The organism is Pseudomonas sp. 14A, assembly GCF_018132745.1.
Lineage (GTDB): Bacteria > Pseudomonadota > Gammaproteobacteria > Pseudomonadales > Pseudomonadaceae > Aquipseudomonas > Aquipseudomonas mercuritolerans.
The window spans coordinates 278,995-304,247 of the sequence record NZ_JAGRQJ010000010.1; the positions used below are offsets into that span (position 1 = coordinate 278,995).

Here is a 25,253-nt window from a genome sequence, read left to right on the forward strand (position 1 = left end):
AATCCGAATCGGAAGTTCATAGGGTCGTTTGTCGTTGGGAACTCACCGTGAGGGTCCTTGCCTACTTCAGGCGGCGCGTTTGCCGCGTCATCGCGGTGTCTTGAGCTGACATCTAAATCGTGTGGAAAGATGCTCAATGTAGATGTCAGTGTCGTCATTCGGGGCGGCACGTTTTCCAGGGAGTGGAAACGAAAATGAATAGCCATGAAGTCGAGTTTTGCTGGCGCATGCGTCAGCCGATGGTTGCCGAGCTGTCCGTCGACCCTCTGATCGCGCCGACGATTGACGGGCTAAAAGGGAGCGTGTTGGATCCTTCGCTGGTCAGGGCCATCGTTCGCATTTCTCCTTATGCCAACATGAGCTGTGGCGATCAGCTGGTGCTGTACTGGGAGGGGCTGGATATCGAAGGCTTTGCCTATCAATACGAGAGCGTTCGATTCATCAGCCAGGCGCAGATTGGCAAAGACGTAATTTTCGTCATCAAAGGAATGCATGTGGCCGCGCTGGATGGAGGTTCGCTGGAGGTTTACTCGACACTTCGAACTGCGTCCGCACCCAAGGCAATGGAATCTGCTCGCCTGCAACTGTCTGTGGGTGATGTCCGTACGCAACTGTTGGCACCGCAGATAGAAGGCTCGGTAAACGGAGCGCTGGATCCGTCGCGAGTGGCCGAGGGCACCCTGGTGACTCTGCAGCCTTACGCGAGAATGTCTGCGGGAGATCGGGTGACGGTGTCCTGGCACGGAGATACCTCGCCAGAGATCTTTACCGACTCGTTGAACGTTGAGGCCTACGCCGTCGCCCAAAGCCTGTCGTTCTGGGTGCCGGGCAGCTACATCGAAGCGCATCGTGGTGGTGAAGTCGTCGTCGCTTATCGTGTCGAACAGCGCTGTGGAACGATTCGAACGTCGGAGCCTGCAACGGTTTTCCTCGGGCCTGCGGTGCGTGCGCAACTGATTGCGCCGGATGTCGTCGAAGCGGTTGAAAACGTGTTGTCACTGAAGGATTCGCTCGACGGCGTTTCCATTCGCATGGAAGAGGCGCAGGTGCAGGCGGATGAATTGGTCTATCTCAAGTGTGACGGCGAGTTTTTCAGTCATCGCGATGATCTGGAGATCACTCAAGAGACGGCGGGGCAACCGGTGCGTTTCATTGTTCCCCATCGGTTCTGGCGCGAGCATCACGGCACGACAGTCGATATTGCCTACACCATCGAACGTCTGGACGATGTCAGTCAGCAATCTGCTGTCAGGCGGATCAGCGTAGTGGCATAGCCTGGGCGGTCGGCCCTCCGCACTCTGTACGGAGAGGGAGGGCGATCTGATATCAGGCTCTGGCTTGTGCGAGGCGCTGCGCAGCGTCGGTCAGCAATTGTTCCGTTGCGGCGAATCCGAGGCATCCATCGGTGACCGATACGCCGTAGCGCAGAGAGGTGCTCAGCGGCTGGCAGCCTTCGAACAGGTGAGACTCCAGCATCATGCCGATCAGCGACTGGTTACCACGCAGGCGTTGTTCAAGCACATCGTTGAACACCGCTGGCTGACGCAATGGGTCTTTGCCGCTGTTGGCATGGCTGCAGTCGACCATGATCCGGCTGGGGATATTCAGTCGGCTGAGCTCGGCCCTGATTTTCGCTACGCTGGTTTCGTCGTAATTTGGCCCTTGATGGCCACCGCGCAGCACGATGTGGGTGTCAGCGTTGCCGGCTGTTTGCACGATCGCCGGATGCCCTTGGCTGTCAACGCCGAAGTGCCGATGCGGATGGGCTGCCGAGCGCATGGCGTCGACAGCGATGGCGGCGCCGCCGTCGGTGCCGTTCTTGAAGCCCACCGGCATGTTCAGGCCGCTGGCCATTTCTCGGTGAATCTGCGATTCGGTGGTGCGGGCACCAATGGCCACCCAGCTCAGCAGGTCATCAAAGTAGTTGGCGGCCATGGGTTGCAGGAGTTCGGTAGCGACCGGTAGCCCGAGCCGGATCATTTCCAGCATCAGTTCGCGCGACAGCGTCAGGCCGGCGGCCATGTCGTCAGTGCCATCCAGGTGTGGATCGTAGGCCAGCCCTTTCCAGCCGACCGTCGTACGCGGCTTTTCGACGTAGGCGCGCATGACCAGAAGCATTTCACTGCTGACATCCTCGGCCAGGCGAGCGAGTTTGCCGGCATATTCGATCGCCGATTGCGGATCATGGATAGAGCAGGGGCCAACGATGACCAGCAGGCGCGGGTCTTCACCGTTGAGGATGGCGCGCACCGCCTGGCGATGGGCATTGACCTGCTGATGCAGGGAATGGCTGAGCGGTAATTGCTGTTTGAGCTGCAACGAGCTGGGCAGGCGCAGGGTCAGCGCTTCGTTGGCAGAATCGAGGGTGGACAGCGGCAACGCGGAAACTGAAGAGTTCATGTTTGGTCTTCCTGGGCGGATGGCGGGTTTTTCCCGCGCACTCGGCCCTATTGGGGTGTTCGACAAATGGCCGTACTGGCTAGGCGTGTGTGTTTGCCACCTGTAGGTGACCGATCGGAGGCGGCAGGCTGTCCCGAGCGGAGGCTGGTAAATCGCCAGGCGCTAAAGCTGTCGTAACGGTAATAAGTGGCGTAGTTCATGGTGTATTCCTCGAAGTGTCTGGTGTGGTGCTGAAAATTGTGGGCCTGAAAAAACAAAACCCCCGGTCGGGAGGCCGACCGGGGGTTGAGAAATCTCTGGTAGGCGACCCGTTATCATGGGCGCCGTGTGGGTATCAGGCGCGCCAGTGGCTAAACCAATACCCAAAATAGAAATTGACCGGAGCGCAGGTGACATTCGCCCGGGCAGCCGCCACCGAGCGCGAGGCGCTGGCGATGCAAGACTGTGAAAGGGCGTTGAACATGGTCTGTCTCCGATGAATGCGCCGAGCTTACTCGACGCTGATACGCGTCAGCAATCAGAAAATGCTATTGCTCGCCGAGCAAAACGGCTATCAGTGGCAAACGATCCGGTTAAAGTACATTTTTGCGCTTGGAGAAGAGCTGAATGAGTTACCGAATTCGGCATGCCACCGATCATGATCTTGCTTTTGCACGGGACCTGACCTGTCGCACCATGCTGCGCTATTACATTGACCACGATCTGTTGTGGCAGGACGAGGCGTTCGACGCCGGCTGGCGGTATCGTGACAACTGGATGATTCTGGGGGATGAAACGCCGATCGGCTTTTTCAGTCTGAGCCAGGATTCGCGAGCGCTCTATATGCGCGAATTGCAGATTGATCATGCCAGGCAAGGGCAGGGCGCGGGTTCCTGGGCCATTGATCAGGTTATCGACATGGCTCGTCAGGCAAGACGACCGGCGCTACGGCTGACAGTGTTCGATAACAACCCGGCGCAGAAACTGTATGTACGCAAGGGACTGCGCATCGTGGGCAGGGATGAGTGTTTCCTCAGGATGCAGCTCGATTTAAGTACAGCTGTGCTCTGAAACCCACGGCTGGCAAGCCCTGAATGATGAATTGAAACTTTTTAAATGCGGCTTTCCGCTAGGTCTGTCGGGCACTTTTTGCTAAGGTGTCGGGCATCCCAATAAGACCATATCGCGAGGTGTCTGCTTGATTAGGGTGCTAGTGGTCGACGACCATGATCTCGTTCGTACAGGCATTACACGGATGCTGGCCGATATCGATGGCCTGCAGGTGGTGGGTCAGGCCGAGTCAGGTGCAGAGTCCCTGATCAAAGCCCGTGAGTTGAAGCCTGACGTAGTGCTCATGGACGTCAAGATGCCCGGCATCGGCGGCCTCGAAGCCACACGCAAACTGCTGCGCAGCCATCCGGATATCAAGGTGGTTGCCGTTACGGTGTGCGAGGAAGACCCTTTCCCGACGCGTTTGCTGCAGGCCGGCGCCGCCGGTTACCTGACCAAGGGCGCGGGCCTGCCGGAAATGGTCCAGGCCATTCGGCTGGTTTTCGCCGGGCAGCGTTACATCAGTCCGCAGATCGCTCAGCAGTTGGCGATCAAATCATTCCAGCCAACCAATGATTCGCCATTCGACGCGTTGTCCGAGCGGGAAATCCAGATTGCCTTGATGATTGTAGGCTGCCAGAAGGTCCAGATCATTTCCGACAAGTTGTGCCTGTCGCCGAAAACCGTGAACACCTACCGCTACCGCATTTTCGAGAAACTTTCGATCAGCAGCGACGTTGAGTTGACCCTGCTCGCGGTGCGTCACGGCATGGTGGATGCCAGCGCCTGACCATGACCGAGACATTCGATTCCAGTGCTTTCCTGTCGACCGTCAGCGGTCGGCCCGGCGTCTATCGCATGTTCGACAGCGAAGCGCGCCTGCTGTACGTGGGCAAAGCGAAAAACCTGAAGAAACGTCTGGCGAGCTACTTTCGCAAGACCGGGCTGGCGCCGAAAACGGCTGCATTGGTCGGGCGTATCGCTCAGGTCGAGACGACCATCACCGCCAACGAAACCGAAGCGCTGCTGCTTGAGCAAACGCTGATCAAGGAGTGGCGCCCGCCGTACAACATCCTGCTGCGCGACGATAAGTCCTATCCGTACGTGTTCCTCTCCGACGGGCAGTTTCCGCGCCTGAGCATCCATCGCGGCGCCAAAAAGGCCAAGGGCAAGTATTTCGGGCCGTATCCGAGTGCCGGGGCCATTCGTGAAAGCCTGAGCATCCTGCAAAAAACCTTTTTCGTCCGTCAGTGCGAAGACAGTTATTACAAGAATCGCACTCGTCCATGCCTGCAATACCAGATCAAACGCTGCAAGGCACCATGCGTGGGTTTGGTCGAGCCTGACGTCTACGCCGAAGACGTGCGCCACTCGGTGATGTTCCTCGAAGGTCGCAGCCACGCGCTGACTAACGAGCTGTCCACCGCGATGGAAGAGGCAGCGATCAATCTCGAATTCGAACGCGCGGCCGAATTGCGCGACCAGATTGCCTTGCTGCGTCGGGTGCAGGACCAGCAAAGCATGGAAGGCGGAACCGGCGATATCGACGTTATTGCCGCATTCGTCAATCCCGGCGGCGCCTGTGTTCACTTGATCAGCGTGCGCGGTGGCCGAGTGCTGGGCAGCAAGAATTTCTTCCCGCAGGTGGGCATCGAGGAAGACGTTTCCGAGGTCATGGCAGCGTTCCTCGGCCAATACTACATCAGCAGCCCCGAACGCGATCTGCCGAGCGAACTGATCGTCAACGTGGTTCACGAAGACTTCCCGGCGTTGATCGAAGGGATTCACACATTGCGCGGCCGTGAGTTGGCTATCAGCCATCGGGTGCGCGGTACCCGTGCGCGCTGGCAGCAACTGGCCGTGACCAACGCTGAGCAAGCGTTGGGCGCGCGTCTCGCCAACCGTCAGCACACCGCCGCGCGATTCGACGCGCTGGCCGAAGTGCTGAATCTGGATGAACCGCCGCAACGCCTGGAATGCTATGACATCAGTCATTCCAGCGGCGAAGCCACGGTGGCCTCTTGCGTGGTGTTCGGGCCGGAAGGCGCGATCAAGTCGGATTACCGCCGCTACAACATCGAAGGCGTCACCGCCGGCGACGACTACGCGGCCATGCACCAGGCGTTGACTCGCCGCTTCAGCAAACTCAAGGACGGCGAGGGCAAGTTGCCGGACATCCTGCTGGTCGACGGTGGCAAAGGCCAATTGTCGATGGCCCGCGATGTGCTCAACGAACTGGCCGTACCGGATCTGATCCTGTTAGGCGTCGCCAAGGGCGCCACGCGCAAGGCCGGTTTCGAAACGTTGTATCTGAATGATGCAGCGCACGAGTTCACATTACGCGGCGATTCACCTGCCCTGCACCTGATTCAGCAGATCCGCGATGAGGCACACCGCTTCGCAATTACGGGGCATCGCGCTCGTCGCGGCAAGACCCGCCGAACCTCAACGCTGGAAGGCGTGGCAGGGGTAGGGCCGACACGCCGCCGTGACCTGTTGAAACATTTTGGTGGATTGCAGGAGCTGTCTCGTGCAAGCATCGAAGAGATCGCCAAAGCCCCGGGGATCAGTAAAAAGCTCGCTGAGTCGATTTATGCGAACCTGCATAGTGAGTAGAATGCCCCTTCACCTCGTAGCCAGTTGTGCCGATGAATATCCCTAATCTGATTACCGTTCTACGCGTCCTGCTCATCCCGATCTTCATTTTGCTGTTCTATCTGCCTTACCAATGGAGTTACATGGCCTCCGCCTCGGTGTTTGCCTTTGCGGCCGCAACTGACTGGCTCGATGGTTACCTGGCGCGCCGACTGGAGCAGAGCACTCCGTTCGGGGCGTTTCTCGATCCGGTCGCCGACAAGCTCATGGTCGCTGTTGCCTTGGTCCTGCTGGTGCAGGAACACGGCAATCTTTGGCTCACGCTGCCAGCGGCGGTCATCATCGGTCGCGAGATCGTGATTTCGGCCCTGCGCGAATGGATGGCCGAACTCGGCGCCCGGGCACAGGTGGCTGTTTCCAATCTGGGCAAATGGAAAACCGCTGCGCAGATGCTCGCATTGGTGATTCTGCTGGCCCATCCAAAGGCTCTCAGCTTCTGGGTCGTGCTTGGTTACACATTGTTGATCGTGTCGGCAGGGCTGACCCTATGGTCGATGGTTCAATACCTTCGCGCCGCCTGGCCGCACCTGAAGACCGATGTCGAAAAGAAATAAAAGTTTTTTGAATCAAGGGGTTGACGGGGCATCTTAATTCTATAGAATGCGCCACACCAAGCGGGAATAGCTCAGTTGGTAGAGCACGACCTTGCCAAGGTCGGGGTCGCGAGTTCGAGTCTCGTTTCCCGCTCCAATTTGTACAGTGTTTGTTGTTGTGCTACTGACAGCAAAGACTTTGAGGCCGAGTAGCAAAATGGTTATGCAGTGGATTGCAAATCCACCTACGCCGGTTCGATTCCGACCTCGGCCTCCACTATCAAAAACCCCGTAGATCAATGATCTACGGGGTTTTTTGTTGTCTGCAGAAAAATGTGGTGCTCACCTGTTTGCGGAGGGTCAATCAGTCAAGCACGATCCGGTCTGGATGTGGCTGGCACCTTCCACCGTGAGATTCGAGAAAAAGATGCAGCCAATGAGCCGCGCGAACAGCGTCAATGTCTCTGCAAGATCGGGGTTGTCAAACAGAACAGCCCTTGAGTCCAGAGCACATAAGGCACCCCAGAGTCTCCCGTCCGGCAGGAAAACAGGCGCGCCTGCGTAGCTTTCAATCGAATATTGCTTCACCACAGGACGTGACGAAAGTCGTCCATCCTGGCTGATTTGTGGAAGGAAGAGGGCTTGCGGATTTCGTCGAAACTCACTGCAAAGGGTGGTTTCCAGATCCAGCGTATCGCCGACATTTATTCCCAGTTCAATCGGATCGTACGCCGAACAAACGATCCACTCTGTTTCAGTGAATTTTGCGATGCCGGCAAAGCGTGTACCGGTCAGACGGGTGACAAGTTGCAGGATATTGGTGGTCGCTTCGATCTCGGCGATCGCCGAGCGCTCCTCTTGGCTTAAAGACGCTTTTAGAACGGTGTCACTCATTTGCATGGAATCAAATCTCCTGATTGCTTGTACATCCCTGAGCACTGCTCTGGTGACGTTCTGTGAGGCGTGATCGTGGTTGAAGGGGGGGGCGTGCTGATTACCCTTTGATTATTGATTTCGGCGCCATCCTTTAGCGTAGACATCCCGTCCAGTCCTGGGTTGCCTGCTCATAATCTCAATCGATGAAACATCTGTCACCCGTGCAGCTAAGGTGATGGTGAGCGTCTGAATCTTTTGAGTTTATCGTCTCAATTTCCAGTCGGGTTGCTGCGATTTGCCAGTAACCTCGGCGTCTACTTCAAGCAAACTCCGTAGCTCCCTGATTTCTGAGGCTTTTTGATTTTCCTCGGTCAGCGATATTTAGTTCTCAAATCGCGCACTCCAAACTTGCTTCACCGGGACGTGATGTATATATTCCCCGCTCGGCTTTTCAAGCGGCCATCCTGTCAGGATCGCAACCGCAAGGCTGAGCAAAGCAACACCGCGCTACCGCCCGAATGGCGAAACTGGTAGACGCATGGGACTTAAAATCCCCCGCTCGTAAGGGCGTGCCGGTTCGATTCCGGCTTCGGGCACCATGAATATCAAGGGCTTGCATGACATACCTCATGCAAGCCCTTAGTTCTTTTTTCCGCAATCAAAAAATCTTTTCCGCAATTCGTGACCGTTAGTCACCTCGTAGGGGTGACCTTCATGCCCTTCCGCATACGGATGTACTGTTCTGTCATCCCTACGGTGGTGTGCCCAAGTTGGTCTCGAGCTTCTCTGATGTTCCCTGTTGACTCCTCTTTATCCGTGGCCGCTTTTGCTCGTAGGTCGCGCATCTGAAATTCTGCTTTTGGAATCCCGGCTGCTTCCCTGGCGTCATCGAACCTTTTTCTGAGCATGCTGGTCGTCATCGGCTGCCCAGAGTCGATTACTACCAGGCGTGTTGATCTGATTTTCTGTCCGGTCTTTCGCGCCATGATTCGATCTATTACGACTTTGAGCTCACCAATGATTTCGATCCTTCGTTTAGCCCCAGTTTTGCCTTGCTGGACGGAGAGCTTTCCGTCCTTTATGTCGCGCTCATCCATCTTCAATGTGTCAGCGACCCTCTGACCTGTTAGATAGAACAGGTCCAAAGCATCTCTTAATGGTTGATCGGCATGCTGGTATGACCGCAGCCACGTACCTATCCAAGAGCGCCTTCGCCGCACACATCGGCCGCTCACCGAGTTACATCACCTGGCTGAAGGAAAACGGTCGACTGGTCCTGTCCCCAATGGCAAGCAGGTCGACGTTCTGGCCACCGAAGCATTGATCCGCGATACCGCTGACCCGAGCAAGGCTGCCGTCGCTGCTCGCCACCAACAGGAGCGGCTTCAGCGTAATGTGTACAGCCACGTCGCTACACAATCCGAACCGACCAACATGGCTGCGCCGCCGCCCGTTGATCCCGCGCAAGGGCAGTCCCCGGACTTTCAGAAAGCGCGTGCACATCGCGAGCACTACTTGGCGCGGATGGCTGAGATGGAGTTTCGCAAGGCGCAGGGGGAGCTGGTGGAAATCAGCTTTGTGCAGAAAGCCGCTTTTGAAACGGCGCGATCGCTTAATCATTCGCTAATGAGCCTGTCGCCGCAATTGGCGCCACAACTCGCCGCGCTGTCGGATCCGTGGGTGGTGGAGAGGCAGCTAACGGCTGCGCTGCGCCAACGACTTAACGAAGCGGCACAAGTGTCAAGCGATGACTTTGGATTTGCGTTTAGCGAGTGCTAAGGATATCCGCTGATAGGCATTTTTCTGCTCGCATCGGAATTGATTGGCGCCTGCTTCCAGTCAGTATTAGCCGTCGGCGTAAAGTGTTATCACGCGCCTACCGATGCAGCAGGCAAGTGTAATTTTGAATCTACCACCGCATGCGTAGTCACCCATTTTAAGACCTGGATATGCAGGTTCTTGTCAGAGGGTTATCGCTCTACTGCGACGCACTTGATCTCCACGAGAAGGCCAGGTCGAGCTAATTCACTGACACCAATGCAGGTCCATGCACAAGTGCTTCTCGGAAATACTTTATCCTTTACGCGTCTGAAAATTGGCATGTGACGGTGCATGTCGACGTGGTAAGTTGTCATTTCTACGACATCTTCAAATTTACAGCCACCTGCCTCCAAGACGATCCGGAGATTGTCCCATGCAGCTAAAAACTGCTGCTCAGGTTCTTCAATGACGGATAATTCCGGCGTCCTGCCTACCTGACCCGCGCAGTAGAGAGTTTTTCCTACCTTTACTGCTGGTGCATAACCCGCGCGCTCGTAGATCAATCTCATGCCATCTGGAACAATGATCTGACGGTCAGTCATGATTGCGGAGCCCCAAGTTAGAACGGTTACGAAAGCTAACTCAGGGGCCAGAGCCGCATCCACTCAGTTCACTTCTCATCTATTAATCAACCCCACAGGTGCTTTTAGCCGCTGCTGAGTCTTTTTGAACTCATTACCTAATGTGGCTACCTCGATCGATGCAAAAGGCGCGAGCCGGTAGCGTTACTGATCAGAAGCATTTCGATGGTTGGTTCGCTGCTAGGCTGGCTCGTCAGTTCGTGTCGTCATCACCTTGAAATATATCTGCGTAAAGTCGCGCGACTGTAGGGGTAAGGTTATGACCGGCAGGAATGAGAAAGTCGGCGTGTGGTGCGAGCCGTTTTACGTAGATGACTTCGTAAACCCTGCGCACGATTCCAGGTGCTGTTTCTTCCCGGTCCAAGCCAGGCATTATCCCTACCGCTTTGTAACCGGCTTGCTCCAGTGCTTGTTGCATATACGGCGTGCGGGTTGTTGCCATGCCATAGATCAGCCCCGCGCCCATGAACGTGCCGATTTTTTCTCCCAGGTCCTGGGCCGCAACGGCTAGTCTGGCTTGTCTGTGCGGTTTGGCTACCGCGCCGACCCGCCCGAAAATAACGTCAGCACCGTCAATTTTTTCCCACGTGGCGATAGCGACAATCTCATCGTTCTGGCGGACGACGGTAGCGAATATGCCTCGATCCGGATCGTCTTCGAGCACCACGTTGTCTGCGTAGAACTGCTGGTCCAGAAACGGGCTTGCCAACCCCACCGAAATGGAGGGAAACCATGTCCGGAAAAAATCTGTCGCGACATTGATCTCCTCACGTTTCAGGTAATCCCAACTGTAGCCATAGGGTAAATCGGTGAAGCTGCGAATTTGCTCGATCGTTGGCCATTTCATGCGGTTCTGCTCGTTTGTCTGATTGCTTCGATAAGTGGCGCCGGGGTCAGGCCCGAGGGTCAGGGTTATTGGCGGGTGCCGGGGCATGCCTGGCGGCGATCTGCCTGTGGCGCTCGACCACTTCGCCAATGACCAACTGCATCAGCCTCTGCACGATGGCCGTATCCAGCTCGGCCTCCTGAGCAAGTGCTGCCAGACGCTGGTATTGCTGCTGCTCTCTGGCCTCGTCTACCGCAGGCAACTGATATCGGGCCTTGAGCAATCCGACCTCATCGGTACAGCGAAACCGTTCCGCGAGCAGGTGGATGAGGGCGGCGTCGATATTGTCGATGGTTTTCCTGAATGTTGAGAGTTGACGCGCGATGTCGGAGTTTTCCATGAATGACCTCGTGACAGGTGTTCGAAAGAGCTTCTCAATGATTCGTCTGCTGAGCAAAAACCGACCAGTCCTTGTCGCCATCTCCCCTGGCTACCGCCGACGTCATTTTCAATCGCACGGCATCCGCCGCTGGCAACTCCAGCCCCTTGAGACGACCCGCATCGATCGCCAGATTCATATCCTTGAGGCCAAGCGACAGTTTGAATCCCGGTTCAAAATTGCTGCTGACGATGTTCTGCCCATAACGTTGATAACTGGGGCAGGCGAACAGGGTCTGGGTCATGAGCTTGATGAAAATCGAAGGGCTCAGTCCGTGGCGTTGAACGAGTCCGCTGGCTTCGCCCAGCGACTGGATGGCTTGGGTGATCATCATGTTGCCGGCGATTTTCGCGATACAGGCCTGTTCAGGTTGGTCGCCCAGATACCAGGTTTTTTTCCCGAGCAGGTCGAACAGCGGTTGGACGGTCGAGACAGCGGCCTGCGATCCGGCCGCCAGGATATTCAACTCGCCCTTGGCCGCCACGGCGGGCACGCCGAAGACCGGCGCCGCGATCAATGGCATGCCGACGGCTTCATGTTCGCGCTGCAACTCCAACATCAGCGAAGGCGACAAGGTCGACATCACGACATGCACGCAAGCTTTGTCTGCAGTTTCCAGAACAGCGCTGGAGAGCAGCACTTGCCTGACGGCGGCATCATCGGCCAGAAGAGTGATGACTACCTCTTGCTGGAACGCCGAGGCCGGCGTTTCGATAACGCTGATGCCTTCGAGATCCTTGATCGCCGCCTGACTGCGGTTCCATGCCGAGACGTGATGGCCAGCGCGGACGAGCAGTGGAATGATGGCTCTGCCCATGCATCCCACTCCGATAAAACCAATCTTCATTTGCAGTCTCCGGTTGGTATTCGACGACGGTGAATGCAGACAAGTATGTCGGGCACGGGATTGCTACGGCACTGCCATTGCTGCACTCTCACTGTTCATTTTTGTACGGGGGCGGAGCATGGACTGGAGTGATGTGCGGGTCTTTCTCGCGATTGCCCGCAGCGGGTCATTAGGGGCTGCCGCCAAGCTGTTGGGGGTCAGCCATCCGACCGTGGGGCGGCGCTTGCAGGTGCTGGAACAGTTCAGTGGCCAACCCGTTTTCCTGCGTACCAACCAAGGTCTCGTGTTGACCGACAGCGGCGAGAAGCTCCTCAGCCTCGCGCAGGAAATGGAGCAAAGTGCGTTGGCCATCGAAAGGCGCCTCGCGGGGGACAGCGCACAGCCCGAAGGTGTGCTGCGCATTTCCTGCGCTGACTGGTTCGCCTGTTATGTGCTGGCCCCGGTGCTGAGTGAACTGGGCCGGCGTTATCCATTGATCGTGCCCGAGGTCATTGCCGGGCATCGATTGTTTGATCTGGCTCGCCGCGACGCCGACATCGCGTTTCGAATCGTTCCGTTCACCGAACCCGATATCGTGCACCGCAAGCTGATCTCCCTGACTTACGGGTTATACGCAGCCGTTGGATCTGCTGACCCTGAGCCACAGGGCGCCGGGCTGGGTCTGATCACCATGAGTGTTGCCCAGTCTCATTATCCCGATGTGCAGTGGCTGCAGCAGCGTTACCCTCTGGCGCGTACCGTGTTTACCAGTAGCAGCCGCACAGTCCAGGCGCAAATGTGTGCGCAGGGGCAGGGCGTCGCGGTATTGCCCCGCGCTTTGGGCGACCAGTTGACGGCGCTGCGTCTGATCGATTCAGATGAACCGCCACCAGGCCGCGACATTTGGATGGGCTACCACCAGGACATGCGCCAGATGGACAGTCTGCGCGCGCTTGCCGACCTGGCCTCCGTCATGATTGGCACTCAGGCAGGCGGTTGATTCACTCTGCCGGCTGCATGGCCGCCGTTTGCAGCTCTGCAGCAGATTGGCGCGCCAGACTCAGACTCAGTCCTGCGCCTACCACCAGACACGCAGCGATGCACAGTATGGCGACGGTGAAGGCGTGGGTGATGGCCGCCGCGTCCGTGTCCTTGCCCAGAAGCGTGTAAAAAATGCCACCGATGATCGCTACGCTCAGTGCCGTGCTGATTTGCAGTGTGGAACCGGTGATGCCCGCAATCATGCCGGAATACGCCGGTGCCACGCGTCCAGTGATCATGCGCATCAATGTCGGAAGGGCCAGTCCTTGTCCGAAACCGATCAGAAAGAGAATCACGGCAAGGGACAGCGCAGAGGGCGTGACGGCGGTTGGCGTGTGCGCCACGAGCCAGGCCAATAGCACGAACCCCAGCACTTCGAGTGCCATTCCGAAGGGATTCACATAAGACCCCAGCAAACGCCGGAATAGATGGGTGGCGAGCGGCCCCAGCAAGAAACCAGCGCCGAATGGCAGAAAGACCAGACCTGCACTGAGCGGGCTCGTATGCAGCGCTCCCTGTAAATAGATGGAAAACAGCAGGAAGAACACGCCGATCACGTAAAAAGTCAGCGCCACCAGCAATGCCCGGCCCAGCCCGGGCGCACGCAGTGCAGCAGGGTTCAGCAACGGCGCGCCTTGCGCTTGATACAAGCGGGCTTCGTAGCGCCAGAACAGCCAGGCCAGCAGTGGCACCGCCGCCAGCGACAGCCAGGCCCACCACGGCCAGCCCGCTTCACGTCCCTCGATCAGTGGAACGATCAGCGCCGCAAGCGTCACCATCGACAACAGCGTTCCACCCAGATCCAGCTTGCTGGTCTGGGGTGCGCGGGTTTCCTTGACCACGGGGATGGCGATCAGAATGACCAGCAACGCAATCGGTAGATTCACCAGAAATATCGACCGCCAGCCCAGGTTCATCAGGTTGAGCGAGATCAGAATCCCGCCAAGTGCCTGGCCGACTACCGACGCCAAACCAAACACCGCACCGTACAGGCTCAACGCCAAGGGTTTTTCCGACTCAGGGAATATCGCCTGCACTGAAGCGAGTGCCTGCGGCGCCATGACAGCGGCCGTCACGCCTTGCAGCGAGCGTCCGGCGATCAACACCCAGGGTGACTCGGCGACACCGCAGATCAGTGAGGCGACGGCAAAGCCAATCAGGCCAACGAAGAACATTCTCATGCGGCCAAAGATGTCGCCAAGCCTTCCGCCGGTGATCAGTGTCACGGCATACAGCGCCGCGTAAGAAGAGATGATCAACTGTTCGGCAGAGGAGGCCGTGCCCAGCGATTGCTGAATCGAAGGCAGCGCTACGTTCACGATGAAGAAATCCAGCGGCGGCAAGAATGCACCGACCAACAGGATGGCGAACATCAGCCAGCGCCGCTGTTCCGGAAGGGCTACTATTTTCTCAGGCATAAGGTCTCCTTTCTGAAACCCTTCGGCTCCAGAATATTTTCGATTGCGAGTCATGCTTTGAATAAGCTGACTTCAATCTAAACGATCAAACCCTGGCTGACGCCTCACATAAATGAACGGCCAATGTTCATTTATGGCAGTGCCGCTGCGCCCCTGCCTCCTCGCAAAATGGCCGCACTGTGGTTCCAGTCGAGCCACACAACCGAAATCGAGGAGTCAGTTATGTCAGGTAAATTCGCTGATCAGGTCGCAGTCGTCACCGGCGCGTCCACCGGGATCGGATTTGCGATTGCACAGGGTTTGATTGCCGAGGGCGCCAGGCGCGTTTACATCACCGGGCGTTCTGCAGCCACGCTGGAGGCTGCGGTGGCCAAGCTTGGCGACAGGGCGGTCGCGGTCATTTCCGATGTCGCGCGCCAGGTTGATCTGGACGAGCTCAAGGCGACGATTGAGGCGCACGGCGATCAACTGGACTCAGTGTTTGCCAATGCGGGTATTTGTGAAAAGAACCCGCTGGGCGAGACCACCGAGGCCGCCTATTTCAACATGTTCGACATCAACGTAAAGGGAGTCTTTTTTACTGTACAGACGTTGATGCCATTGTTGAAAAATGGCGCTTCGATCGTGCTGACGGCCTCTATCTGTTCCAGCAATGGCATGGAAGGACTGAGCCTCTACAACGCCTCCAAAGCCGCGGTACGTTCCTTTGCCAGGACGTGGGCCAACGAACTCAAAGGTCGCAAGATCAGAGCGAATGTCCTGAGCCCTGGCTTCACCCGCACACCGCTGATGGATAACGGCTTGAAGATGAGCGAAACCGACGTCGCCGCGCTGCGTCAGCACGTCGAGCAGATCACGCCATTGGGGTACATGGCCGAGCCTGAGGAAATCGCCTCGTCGGCGCTGTTTCTTGCGTCTGCCGATGCGAAATATGTCAACGGTGTGGAGTTGATGGTCGACGGCGGCCTGTCGCAGATCTGACCACGTGCTCAACCGTAGCGCAGCCCTCGCGCAGGGCTGCCTTCCTCGCTTATGCGCAGCCCCTGCAGGAAACCTCATCATGAACAATGAACAACTGACAGCCCGACTGGACGCCCTGGAAAGTCGCGCCGCCATCGAGTCGCTGATCAGCGCCTACGCCAATGCTTTCGACCGCATCGACGCCTCGCTTCTTAGCTCAATCTGGCACGAAGAGTCGACACTGGATCTACCGGGTTTTGGCCAGGCTGGAAACCGTGACGAAATCCTGGCGATGGCGCAAAACAGCTGGCGCCAGATGCCCCATATGCACCACTGGATGGCCAACCCGCTGATTGAAATCGAGGGTGACAGCGCAGTGGGCACGGTAGCTGCGGATTGCCTGTTTCATGACATTGAAAAAGGCCCGGTGCAAGTCAGCGGTCTTTACCACGACAGGTTTGAACGTCGGGACGGAAAGTGGGCGTTCCTGTCACGTCGTTTTGAAATGCATTTCCTGACGCCGTTAAAAGATTGGGTACCCGCAGCGGGCGAAGAACAGTTTGCACCGTTCGAGCAGCTCAAGGGAACGACAGCGAAAAACGAATAGTCCCGGCCCTTGGCTGTTCGACACCCACGTGGCCGTCATGCAGTTGCATGATGGCCACGACAATGGCGAGGCCAAGCCCGTAGGAGTCGGAATTCTGGTGCCGAGACGCATCGCCACGGTAAAAGCGGTCGAAGAGTTTGCCCAGGGTTTCGTCGCCCAGCACCGGCCCTTGGTTCTCCACCTCAATCCGGGCACCTCCGTGGGTTTCCAATACCCGTATCAGAATCTCGGTGCCCTCGTAAGCGTAGCGAACAGCGTTCGCCACCAGGTTGCTCAACGCTCTGCGCAGCAGCAAGGGGTCAGCGAGCACGATACCATCGCCCGTTATTTGGAAGCTCATTCGCCGCTCTTCAGCCAAACCCTCAAAATACTCAGCGATGCGCTGTGATTCGTCATGCAGCGACAGTTGCTGGCGCCCCACTACGGCTTGCGCTTCATCGGCGCGCGCCAGAAATAGAATGCTTTCGACGATGCGCGAGATCCGTTCGAGTTCTTCAAGGTTCGAAGCGATCAGCGCCTGATATTCGTCCTCGCTACGGCGTTGGCGAAGGGCAACCTGACAATGTCCCATCAACGACCCGACCGGCGTGCGGATTTCATGGGCAAGGTCGGCGGAAAATTGCGTCAGTCGCTGATAACCCTGAGCAAGACGATCAAGCATCGCGTTATAGGCGTCACTCAGCTGTTGCAATTCAACCGGCGTATCGGCGCTGTCCATACGGCTGTGCAGACGCTCAGGCGTTATGGCTGCGGCATGGGCGGCCATTTTGCGCAGCGGACGCAGCCCGCGACGCAATAACAGATAACCCAGCAACGCGGTTGCCAGAAAGGCAAGGGCCACGGCCAGGTAGATGCGCTCGCGATACGCTGCAAGCATCGCCATTTCCTTGCCCATAAGGTGGGCGGCCGTCAATCGGACTACACGGCCACCCGACGTCGTGACTACGGAGGCGGCGCGCAGCCTTGTTCCCGAGTCGGTCACGCCGCTGCGCAGATCACTGACGCTCAGCTTTGTGTCCTGGCCGATCACCGGCAGTTCAGGCAACGTGACGTTGAGTGGATTGACCTGGATGACCGGTGGCTGCCCCGGCTCTTCAATGATGAAGATGTCGTCTTCGCTGTCGAGCATGTTCTTGAAAATCTGCGGGCTGTCGCGCAGCTTTTCGATGGCGAGTTCGTAATGCAGGAGCTTGCGAAAATGCTCCAGACGGCCCATCACCGCGTGATCGCTGTAGACCAATACCGAGGCCTTCATCGTCTGATACAGATAGAAGCCCGCGCCGGCCACGGCCAGCATCGCGACCATGGCAAACGCCACGGTCGATCGCAGCGTCAGCGAGGGTTGGCGTCGGGACCGCATGGCCTCACCTCGCAGACATAGCCGATACCGCGAATGGTATGGATCAGCTTGATCGGGTAGGGCTGGTCGACCTTGTTGCGCAGGCGCTTGACAGCGACGTCCACCACGTTGGTATCGCTGTCGAAATTCATGTCCCAGACTTCCGAAGCGATTTGTGTCCTGGACAACACATCGCCGGCTCGACGGAGAAACAGATGGAGCAGGGCGAACTCCTTGTTGGTCAGCACGATCACCTGTTGTTGGCGGGTCACGCGGCGCCGGACCAGATCCAGTTCGAGATCGGCAAGGTGGAAATGGTCGGCTTCGCGCACGACACCGCGGCGCAGAATAGTGCGGATGCGCAACAGCAGTTCGGTAAACGAAAAAGGTTTGATCAGGTAATCATCGGCGCCCAGTTCCAGACCGCGAATGCGGTCTTGCAACTGGTCGCGCGCGGTAAGGAACAGCACGGGTACGTCTTGTCTGGCGCGCAACAGCTCGATGATCTGAAACCCGTCAATCCCGGGCAACATCACGTCCAGCACGATCAGGTCATAGGTCGTATGCAAGGCCATGTGCAGGCCGTCGGCGCCATGCTGGGTCCAGTCGACGTTGTAACCGGACTCACCGAGCCCCTTTTTCAGGTACTCACCTGTTTTGGTGTCATCTTCGATCAGCAGGATATGCATCGTCAGGCGCGCTCGGGTTTCTTCATGACGGGATTCAGTCCGCGACATCGGTATCTCGGCTGTGCAGTGTAACGGGATGAGCGGGCGCAGTCGGTTACATTTCTGTCATTCATGGTCAGGGTTGGCGAATGACAAAAATGTCATTCGACGGTCATCGTGACGTCCCGGTCTGCGGTTGAGGATGGCGACACATCAACCCATGAGGAATCGTCGCCATGCAACTCAAAAACGCCCTGTCTACCACGTTCGGTTTGGTGATGCTCAGCGCTGCCGTCATTGCCACCGCCGCCGACATGCCGGTCATCAAACCACTGCGCGGTACGGTGGAAAGCGTCAGCAACAACACGCTGACCTTCACTGTCCGCTCTGGCGCCCAGCAGACGATCGGACTGACTGACAAGACCGGTATCAGCCGGGTATCGAAGGCCAATATCGACTCGATCAAATCCGACAGCTTCATCGGCTCGGCGGCCATCCCGCAGGCCAACGGAACCTTGAAGGCGCTTGAGGTCACGGTATTCGACGCCAGGCTCAAGGGCAGCGGCGAAGGTCATTACGGTTGGCAGAACGCAGACGGTAGCACTGGCACCATGACCAACGGCACCGTGGGCAAACTGTCCAAAACCGACGGCCGCACGTTGACCGTCAACTACCAGGGCGGCGAGAAACAAATCGTCGTGCCGGATGACGTGCCTATCGCCTACGTCGAGCCAGGCAAAGCCGATGAGCTGGTTAAAGGAACGAAAATCGTCGTGTTCCCCGCTGCAGATGGCACCGCACGCGGCATTGCAGTCGGCAAGGATGGCTTCCAGCCACCGATGTAATCATCTGAGAAAGCTTGAGCGTTGCCGTCTGGCAACGCTCCGCTAAACGGAAGGCTTGCAAGGGGAAACACGTGAGACAGAAAAAGCTGCATCCCTGGCCGGTTCGCCTCACCCACTGGCTCAACGCTGCCTGCATGGTCTGCATGTTCATGAGCGGCTGGGCCATTTACAACGCCTCGCCACTGTTCGGCTTCAGATTTGCGGCGGCGCTGACCGTGGGCGGATGGCTGGGCGGGGCGCTGGCCTGGCACTTCGCATTCATGTGGCTGCTGCTGATCAACGGCGCAATCTATGTGCTGTACGGGTTGGCCAGTCGCCATTTCAAACGTGAGCTGCTGCCCATCGGCATTGCCGCATTGAAGCATGATCTGACCGATGCCTTGCGCTTTCGGCTGGTGCATGAAAAGGGTGTCTATAACGCAGTACAGCGCCTGATGTACTGGATCGTGCTGGCGGCAGGTGTACTGATCGTGATCTCGGGTGTAGCGATCTGGAAACCGGTTCAACTTCAAGAGCTGGTCGAGTTACTGGGCGGCTATGACGTTGCTCGTTACGTACATTTTGCGGCCATGGCGATGATTGCAGCGTTTGTGGTGATTCACCTGGTCTTGGTGATTCTGGTACCAAAAACCCTGTTGCCAATGATCACGGGTGGAGTGCGGACGCCTGATAACGAGAAAAATGGGTCATGACTGAATTTACAAAAATAATGCGTCAGCGCGTCAGGATTGAACCTGCGCAACAGCTTGAACTGGAAAACATTCAGCGCCGGAATTTTCTTCGGGCCGGCCTCACGGTGGGCGCGATGTCGATGCTGACCGGTTGCAACCTGCAGGACGGCGATCAGGTCGACAAAGTGCTTTGGGCCATGTCGCGTTGGAACGACCGGGTCCAGGCGTGGCTGTTCAGTGGACGGAAACTGGCGCCGACCTTCGCCCGCGCGCAGATCACCAAGCCGTTTCCGTTCAACGCTTTCTATGGTCAGGACGATATCCCTGAAGTAGACCTGACCAGTTACTCGCTCGCCGTCTCCGGCCGGATCAGGGACAAGGCGCCGTGGACACTCGAAAGCTTGCGCAAGCTACCGCAACGCAGCGATATCACTCGGCTGATCTGTGTTGAGGGCTGGAGCGCGATCGGTCAATGGGGAGGTGTACCGCTGAAAACCTTCCTGGAACACATCGGCGCCGACACCACAGCGAAATTTGTCGGTTTCAAATGTGCCGATCGTTACTACTCCAGTCTGGACATGCCGACTGCCTTGCACCCGCAGACGCTGTTGGCACTGGATTACGCTGACGTGGCGCTGCCGCCCGAGTACGGCTATCCGCTGAGGGTTCGGGTCCCCACCAAACTGGGATTCAAAAACCCCAAGCATGTTGTCGAGATTTTCGTCAGCAACGACAACCCGGGCGGGTATTGGGAAGACCAGGGCTACAACTGGTTCAGCGGGATCTGATGAAGCAAAGAACGGAACTGTCACGCCAGGAACACTGGCGAGATTCATGACACCAAGCGTGATATGAGGCATGCCGATGACCGGTATTTCTGCAGTACCGCCAGCACCATCCGACTGGCCAACATCAGAACCCAGGATGCGGGCAACGAGTGATGGAGCAGATTTCCAATCTCTCTTGCAGGCTCAGTCCAGGCCACCTTTACAACAGTCAGATAAAGCTCGCACTCGGATGCTCTTTGATAATCTTGCCGCATGTACCTTCAATGGCGAAAAAAGGGCTATCTGCTCTGATGTTATCGGCACAGGGGGACTGAATGCGTTCGCCATTGCAGTGGCTCTTTCGCCGCTAACCGTCACCTGGGTACCGACCGAGATTGTTCGAGCGCCACTGCGTTCGCCTGGGATACGGACTTTTCGCCGTCGCAATCCCTCTTCAGCCGAGAGCTCCTTCCTCAACCGGTCAAGCTCGGAGGATAGGGGTTATGATTAGACGTGTCTCGAGAGCTTGCTCGCCGTAGGCCAGTATTATTAAGGGAGAAGCACATACCGCCAATTCTCACCTGTAGCGTTGAATGGTCTTTCGGTCGCCTAAAGTAGAAAGCCCGATGGCTTCTCTACCGTGGCGAAGGTGGTGTTATGAGGCAGCGTCGACTTACAGCCTATTTTTCCACCCCGCTGTCATCCCCCGTTTATTCTGAGCATCAGAGAATTATAGCCCGCCATCAGGGCTACTTTTGGCCGAAGGTAGTCGTTCGTGAACGGCTGCTTTCGGCCAAAAGCGGACATCGGCAAACTGCCGCTGTCGGCCAAAAACAGTCATCCAGGTTTCCAAGCAGTGGCACCCGAGGCAACCAGCCTAACCACGTGGAGGGTTCTACCGGCCAGAGATGAATACCCGAAGGACTCTGGATTTCCAGTTTGGCTTGCAGCCATGCCAGCCGGATGAAACCAACCCTCAACTGTTTCGTCTTGCCAGTCCTTGCTGTATCAAAAGGCCTTCAGGCTATAAGCTAAGGCTTCAGTCAGCCTGACGCCCCCCCTAAAATGCACACACTATTTCACGTAGATACTTCGGACATAAAATCCCTGAACGACGAGCAAGCGCGCGCACTGATCGCAAGATTGTGTCGGGCTGAAATTCGCAAGCACGGTGGCTCCGAATCGGCCGTCGCCTGGGGGGGCGATCAAAGAGCAAAAGATGGGGGGGTGGACGTCAGGGTAGAGATAGATCCGCCGCTGGGGATGTCTGGCTATCTACCCAATGACAATACAGCCTTTCAGGTAAAGGCCGAGGTGTTCCCCCCCGGCAAGATACTTGGGGAAATGGCGCCCAAGGGAGTGCTAAGGCAAGCAATACGCGACCTGGCTACGACCAAAGGAAGTTACGTCATCGCCGCGACGCGAGACGACACCTCCGAATCCGCGCTCGATCTTCGACTCAATGCGATGAGAGATTGCTTGTCGGCCAACGGCCTTGGCTCCTCGCCGCATATTGCCTTCTATGACGCGAGAAAGATTGCAGACTGGGTGGAGCAACACCCAGCGATCGTCGCCTGGGTAAAACACCAGCTAGGTAAGCCACTTTTGGGTTGGCGTCCATACTCGGGATGGGCCTACCAAGAGACGACCGTCGACTCCGAATATCTGATCGATGATCGAGTCAATGTGTTCACGCCTGACGCAGAGAAGGGCATTAACATTTCGGCCGCCATTGATCTTCTGCGTATCGACCTGTCGAAGGGGGCAAGCGTACGCATTGTCGGCTTATCTGGCGTCGGCAAAACGAGACTGGTACAGGCGCTCTTCGATCCGCGTGTGAGGGCGCATCAGGCTGCGCTGAGTGCTGACGACGTGCTGTACACGGACCTTTCAGATGGACCTTCACCTCAACCTTCAGCGATGCTCGAAGCACTGATTGAAGACGGAAATCAGTGTGTTCTCGTCGTGGACAACTGCGGAGCTGACACTCATCAGAGGCTCACCGAGCTGCTGAAAAAGTCTGGCAGCAAGATAGGCTTGGTTACTGTTGAGTACGACGTTCGAGACGACTTACCAGACGCCACAAAGTGCTACCGTCTCGAAGGCTCCTCCGATGACGTAATCAAGCAACTTCTTCAGCGGCGTTATCCAGTCCTATCGTTCAGTGATGTCGATACCATCACCGCATTCTCCGACGGTAACGCTCGCGTCGCGTTTGCGTTGGCAGCGACGGTTACGACGACTGGTGAGCTGGCGCGGTTGCGAGACTCCGACTTGTTCAAGCGCCTATTTCATCAGAAGAACGCCGAGAATGAAGATCTCCTTAGCTGCGCGGAAGCGGCCAGTATCTTGTACTCGTTCGACGGCGAGGACGATGGCCCTGGCTCAGAGCTCAACAAAATTGCCGCTGTTGCTGACGTTTCATTGATCACCCTCCAGCGGAAAGTGGTTGATTTACAGCGAAGAGGTCTCGTACAGGTGCGTGGCAAATGGCGTGCTGTTTTGCCACACGCGATTGCTAATCGACTCGCAGCCCAGGCACTAGAAGCGTTACCCAAATCGCAGATCGTGAATATCTTTGTCGATAACGCGACAGACCGTGTTGCCCGGTCGTTCTCGCGGCGACTTGGTTACCTACATGAAAGCGCAAAAGCCGCCGAGCTTGTACGGGACTGGCTCTCGCCATCCGGGCGCTTGGGCGATCTAACGGCTCTCAATGACATTGGCCATGAGATCTTTAACAACATCGCGCCTGTATCTCCAAAGGTCGCTCTAGCGGCAATTGGACGGGCTGCCAATATCCCTAGCTTTCTTTCGGACGAAAACAGACAACGTGCTCAGTATGCGCACACGTTGAAAGCCATCGCGTTCGAAGACGAAGACTTCGATATTGCCGCCGATATTCTTGTCCGGTTCGCCTTGGCGGAGTCCCAGGAAAATGGGGGGCACGAATCTATTGGAGGAATCTTGACGTCTCTGTTTTTTTGCGTGCTATCCGGGACGAATGCCCCACCCAATAAAAGGGCAAAATTCGTCAGAGAACTGCTTGAATCCGGGGACTCCAAGAGAGAGCAACTGGGGCTTTTGGCGCTCGATACGGCGCTTGAGACAGGGTATTTTACCTCCGTGTGCAGATTCGATTTCGGAGCTCGAAAGCGGAGCGAGGGATGGGCTCCAGCATCCCGCTCAGATGTCAATGCGTGGTACATGCAATTCATTCGCATCGCACTAGACATTGGTAAGCAGACGTCCGACCTTTCTGAAAGTTGCAGATCTATTTTGGGACGCCGCTTAAGAGGACTCTGGGTTGACACGAATCTGAGGTCAGAAGTGTGTGCAGCAATAGAAGAACTGGCTTCAGTCGTGAGCTGGCCTCAGGGTTGGTTTGGGGTCAAAAGCATTCTCGGCTTTGACTCCGGTCAACTCGATGAGTCGGTTCAAAACGAGCTGCGCGATCTGGAGGAACTTCTCAGGCCGAAGGCTATACCTGACATGATTCGAGCTCGACTTCTAGAATCGAATCAGTTCGACCTAGATCTTGATGACGATGATGCAGATCAGAGCGCTGAAACGACTGCTGAGCGCATCCGCAGATCAAACCAGGCCGTGGAGGAACTTGGGGAGGCTGCTGCCACCATTGAGGGCCTTCTCTTGGAGTTACTCCCGCAATTGATCTCAACCAAGTCAGGAGCCAGTGCATTTCATTTGGGGATTGGGGTTGGAAAACAGATTGGGGATCCGAGCTGGTTTTTGGATGCGGCAAAAGAACATATCGCCACTGCCATGGCCGGAACCGTCGGTGTCTTGTTCCTTCGCGGCTTGCTTAACGGCTGGCATCACTCATCTCCCGCTTCTGTCGAGGCGTTTCTCGACAGCGCGGTGAGTGATGCAATTTGGGTCAAATGGATCATGGACCTGCATTGCAGCATACCGATGAATCAAGCGGCTTACGCTCGAATCCACCGATCAATCAAGGCTGGAAATACTCCTGCCTGGCAATTCTCCTATCTCGGGATGGGCAGAAAAACTGACTCATTCTCTGTTGCAGAGATTGGCGAGCTGCTTTCTGCGATAGCACTGCTGCCAGATGGTGGCATCGTGTTTCTCGACGTCCTTGCCATGGTCGTCCACTGCGCATCAGATCACGATGATGCGTATAAGGAGTCACTGGCGGCAACCTGCCTCAATCTTCTGGGCTCAGCCGAATGGGAAAAAGTTCTTGGGGATCGTGCCAATAGTGGTTACCGCCTTAAGAGCATATTGGAGTTTTCGTTGAAGCGATTAGCTTCTTCCGAAGCAGCGCTGGAGGTATTGAGCGGTCTAGTTGCCTTTGCGCGCACGAAGGAATGTAGTTACCTCAATAGGGACGTCATCAAAACCGCTATCTCGCCGTTCCTCAGGCACATGCCGCGACGAGCGCTCGACTCGATCTATGTTCCCGGTGAGGACGCTTACTACCGTCAGGTGTTGCCGGTGATTGGGCGCGCTTACAGTGATCGGAAAGAGACAGCACTCAGCGTAGTCCCAGTGGACATGTTGATCGATTGGTGTAATGCCTCACCGTCTGATCGTTACGTGTTCGCGGCGCGGAGCTGCAAGCTATTCGACACCCGAAGTCAAGCAAGTGAAGAGCATACCGATACCTCTGTGGACGATTCTGAGTTGGTTATTTCGGATGCCGCACTGGCTGTGCTCGCAAATGCTCCTGATAAGAAGGCCGTAATCGAAGCCTATTTGAAGCGATTTACGCCTTCAGGCTGGTCCGGGTCTTTGGCCGAAATCCTGAAGAAACGGATTCCGCTCCTCGATGCTCTAAGTCTCGGTGACGAAGAACAGCTGAAGCCAGTATTGGCGACGGCTAGAGCGAGCCTTGAACGAAGAATCGCAGCGGAAGAGCTTCGAGAGGACGAAGAGGAGCGCGAGCGTACTGGGAGCTTCGAATAGGCTAGCC

21 protein-coding genes, 3 tRNA genes and 2 pseudogenes are annotated in these 25,253 nt (G+C 56.7%); 16 read left to right on the top strand and 10 right to left on the bottom strand.

The genetic code is table 11. The features are described from left to right. Positions 1 to 194 precede the first annotated feature (194 nt). A complete protein-coding gene (locus PS14A_RS11350; RefSeq protein WP_212616199.1) occupies positions 195 to 1,274 on the top strand; it encodes a hypothetical protein in 1,080 nt (359 codons plus the stop codon). A 52-nt stretch (positions 1,275 to 1,326) separates the two neighbouring features. Here PS14A_RS11350 and PS14A_RS11355 read toward each other — a convergent pair whose 3' ends face one another. Next, positions 1,327 to 2,400 carry a 3-deoxy-7-phosphoheptulonate synthase gene (locus PS14A_RS11355; protein WP_130909662.1) on the bottom strand — a complete coding sequence of 358 codons (1,074 nt, stop codon included), beginning with the start codon at positions 2,398 to 2,400 and terminating at the stop codon, positions 1,327 to 1,329. Positions 2,401 to 3,006: 606 nt separating this feature from the next. Between PS14A_RS11355 and PS14A_RS11360 the strand changes: the two genes are divergently transcribed. The 6 genes from PS14A_RS11360 (at position 3,007) to PS14A_RS11385 (ending at position 6,894) form a co-directional block, all read left to right on the top strand. After that, a complete protein-coding gene (locus PS14A_RS11360) occupies positions 3,007 to 3,450 on the top strand; it encodes a GNAT family N-acetyltransferase (RefSeq protein WP_212616200.1) in 444 nt (147 codons plus the stop codon). A gap of 127 nt (positions 3,451 to 3,577) precedes the next feature. After that, complete coding sequence (uvrY, locus tag PS14A_RS11365) at positions 3,578 to 4,219, top strand: UvrY/SirA/GacA family response regulator transcription factor (RefSeq protein ID WP_212616201.1); 642 nt, start codon at positions 3,578 to 3,580, stop codon at positions 4,217 to 4,219. Positions 4,220 to 4,221: 2 nt separating this feature from the next. After that, on the top strand, positions 4,222 to 6,045 hold the full coding sequence (uvrC, locus tag PS14A_RS11370; protein ID WP_024012762.1) for an excinuclease ABC subunit UvrC: 1,824 nt from the start codon (positions 4,222 to 4,224) through the stop codon (positions 6,043 to 6,045). Positions 6,046 to 6,077: 32 nt separating this feature from the next. After that, a complete protein-coding gene (gene pgsA, locus PS14A_RS11375) occupies positions 6,078 to 6,638 on the top strand; it encodes a CDP-diacylglycerol--glycerol-3-phosphate 3-phosphatidyltransferase (protein WP_041478738.1) in 561 nt (186 codons plus the stop codon). A 60-nt stretch (positions 6,639 to 6,698) separates the two neighbouring features. Further along, a tRNA-Gly gene (locus PS14A_RS11380) sits at positions 6,699 to 6,774 on the top strand. A 46-nt stretch (positions 6,775 to 6,820) separates the two neighbouring features. Next, positions 6,821 to 6,894 (top strand) — tRNA-Cys (locus tag PS14A_RS11385). Between the two features lie 83 nt (positions 6,895 to 6,977). On the opposite strand, the gene PS14A_RS11390 is transcribed toward PS14A_RS11385, so the two are convergent. After that, a complete protein-coding gene (locus PS14A_RS11390) occupies positions 6,978 to 7,517 on the bottom strand; it encodes a GAF domain-containing protein (RefSeq protein WP_016774514.1) in 540 nt (179 codons plus the stop codon). Positions 7,518 to 8,005: 488 nt separating this feature from the next. On the opposite strand from PS14A_RS11390, the gene PS14A_RS11395 reads away from it, so the two are divergent. Then, positions 8,006 to 8,092 (top strand) — tRNA-Leu (locus PS14A_RS11395). A gap of 93 nt (positions 8,093 to 8,185) precedes the next feature. Here PS14A_RS11395 and PS14A_RS11400 read toward each other — a convergent pair. Next, positions 8,186 to 8,671, bottom strand: a pseudogene (locus PS14A_RS11400) (tyrosine-type recombinase/integrase); the annotation flags it as partial. On the opposite strand from PS14A_RS11400, the pseudogene PS14A_RS11405 reads away from it, so the two are divergent. After that, positions 8,671 to 9,272: pseudogene (locus PS14A_RS11405) on the top strand (terminase small subunit). The pseudogenes PS14A_RS11400 and PS14A_RS11405 sit on opposite strands and share 1 nt — an antisense overlap. 191 nt (positions 9,273 to 9,463) lie before the next feature. Here PS14A_RS11405 and PS14A_RS11410 read toward each other — a convergent pair. The 4 genes from PS14A_RS11410 to PS14A_RS11425 all read right to left on the bottom strand — a co-directional run bounded on the left by PS14A_RS11410 (position 9,464) and on the right by PS14A_RS11425 (position 12,007). Further along, positions 9,464 to 9,856 (bottom strand): RidA family protein, encoded by a 393-nt coding sequence (locus tag PS14A_RS11410; protein ID WP_009049394.1) that lies wholly within the window; start codon positions 9,854 to 9,856, stop codon positions 9,464 to 9,466. 232 nt (positions 9,857 to 10,088) lie between these two features. Continuing rightward, positions 10,089 to 10,742, bottom strand: a complete 654-nt coding sequence (locus PS14A_RS11415) for a hypothetical protein (protein WP_110599395.1) — start codon at positions 10,740 to 10,742, stop codon at positions 10,089 to 10,091. A 46-nt stretch (positions 10,743 to 10,788) separates the two neighbouring features. Continuing rightward, a complete protein-coding gene (locus tag PS14A_RS11420; RefSeq protein WP_042609810.1) occupies positions 10,789 to 11,121 on the bottom strand; it encodes a chorismate mutase in 333 nt (110 codons plus the stop codon). A gap of 34 nt (positions 11,122 to 11,155) precedes the next feature. Then, entirely contained in the window at positions 11,156 to 12,007 is an 852-nt protein-coding gene (locus PS14A_RS11425) for an NAD(P)-dependent oxidoreductase (RefSeq protein ID WP_042609811.1), read from the bottom strand. Between the two features lie 118 nt (positions 12,008 to 12,125). Here PS14A_RS11425 and PS14A_RS11430 point away from each other — a divergent pair, with 118 nt between their 5' ends. Next, a complete protein-coding gene (locus PS14A_RS11430) occupies positions 12,126 to 12,986 on the top strand; it encodes a LysR family transcriptional regulator (protein ID WP_122704478.1) in 861 nt (286 codons plus the stop codon). 1 nt (position 12,987) lies between these two features. Here PS14A_RS11430 and PS14A_RS11435 read toward each other — a convergent pair whose 3' ends face one another. Beyond that, the gene (locus PS14A_RS11435; protein ID WP_249121251.1) at positions 12,988 to 14,499 is read right to left on the bottom strand and encodes an MFS transporter; all 1,512 of its coding nucleotides are present in this window, start codon (positions 14,497 to 14,499) and stop codon (positions 12,988 to 12,990) included. A 168-nt stretch (positions 14,500 to 14,667) separates the two neighbouring features. Between PS14A_RS11435 and PS14A_RS11440 the strand changes: the two genes are divergently transcribed. Both PS14A_RS11440 and PS14A_RS11445 read left to right on the top strand, forming a co-directional pair. Beyond that, entirely contained in the window at positions 14,668 to 15,426 is a 759-nt protein-coding gene (locus PS14A_RS11440; RefSeq protein ID WP_039760604.1) for an SDR family oxidoreductase, read from the top strand. A 79-nt stretch (positions 15,427 to 15,505) separates the two neighbouring features. Beyond that, positions 15,506 to 16,012 (top strand): nuclear transport factor 2 family protein, encoded by a 507-nt coding sequence (locus PS14A_RS11445; RefSeq protein WP_042609814.1) that lies wholly within the window; start codon positions 15,506 to 15,508, stop codon positions 16,010 to 16,012. Here the strand turns inward: PS14A_RS11445 and PS14A_RS11450 are convergent. After that, entirely contained in the window at positions 15,984 to 17,372 is a 1,389-nt protein-coding gene (locus tag PS14A_RS11450) for a heavy metal sensor histidine kinase (protein WP_212616202.1), read from the bottom strand. The genes PS14A_RS11445 and PS14A_RS11450 overlap by 29 nt on opposite strands. Then, positions 17,345 to 18,040 (bottom strand): heavy metal response regulator transcription factor, encoded by a 696-nt coding sequence (locus PS14A_RS11455; protein ID WP_039760267.1) that lies wholly within the window; start codon positions 18,038 to 18,040, stop codon positions 17,345 to 17,347. The genes PS14A_RS11450 and PS14A_RS11455 overlap by 28 nt, the downstream gene beginning before the upstream one ends. 215 nt (positions 18,041 to 18,255) lie before the next feature. Here PS14A_RS11455 and PS14A_RS11460 point away from each other — a divergent pair, with 215 nt between their 5' ends. From PS14A_RS11460 to PS14A_RS11475, 4 genes are all read left to right on the top strand, one after another. Continuing rightward, positions 18,256 to 18,864, top strand: coding sequence for a hypothetical protein (locus PS14A_RS11460; protein WP_042609816.1), 609 nt, complete (start codon positions 18,256 to 18,258; stop codon positions 18,862 to 18,864). Positions 18,865 to 18,935: 71 nt separating this feature from the next. Beyond that, positions 18,936 to 19,556: a cytochrome b/b6 domain-containing protein gene (locus PS14A_RS11465; RefSeq protein ID WP_125926835.1), complete on the top strand. Its 621-nt coding sequence runs from the start codon at positions 18,936 to 18,938 to the stop codon at positions 19,554 to 19,556. Continuing rightward, positions 19,553 to 20,323 carry a molybdopterin-dependent oxidoreductase gene (locus tag PS14A_RS11470; protein WP_212616203.1) on the top strand — a complete coding sequence of 257 codons (771 nt, stop codon included), beginning with the start codon at positions 19,553 to 19,555 and terminating at the stop codon, positions 20,321 to 20,323. Before PS14A_RS11465 ends, PS14A_RS11470 begins: the two co-directional genes overlap by 4 nt. A 1,044-nt stretch (positions 20,324 to 21,367) precedes the next feature. Continuing rightward, a complete protein-coding gene (locus PS14A_RS11475; protein ID WP_212616204.1) occupies positions 21,368 to 25,246 on the top strand; it encodes a hypothetical protein in 3,879 nt (1,292 codons plus the stop codon). Positions 25,247 to 25,253: the final 7 nt, after the last annotated feature.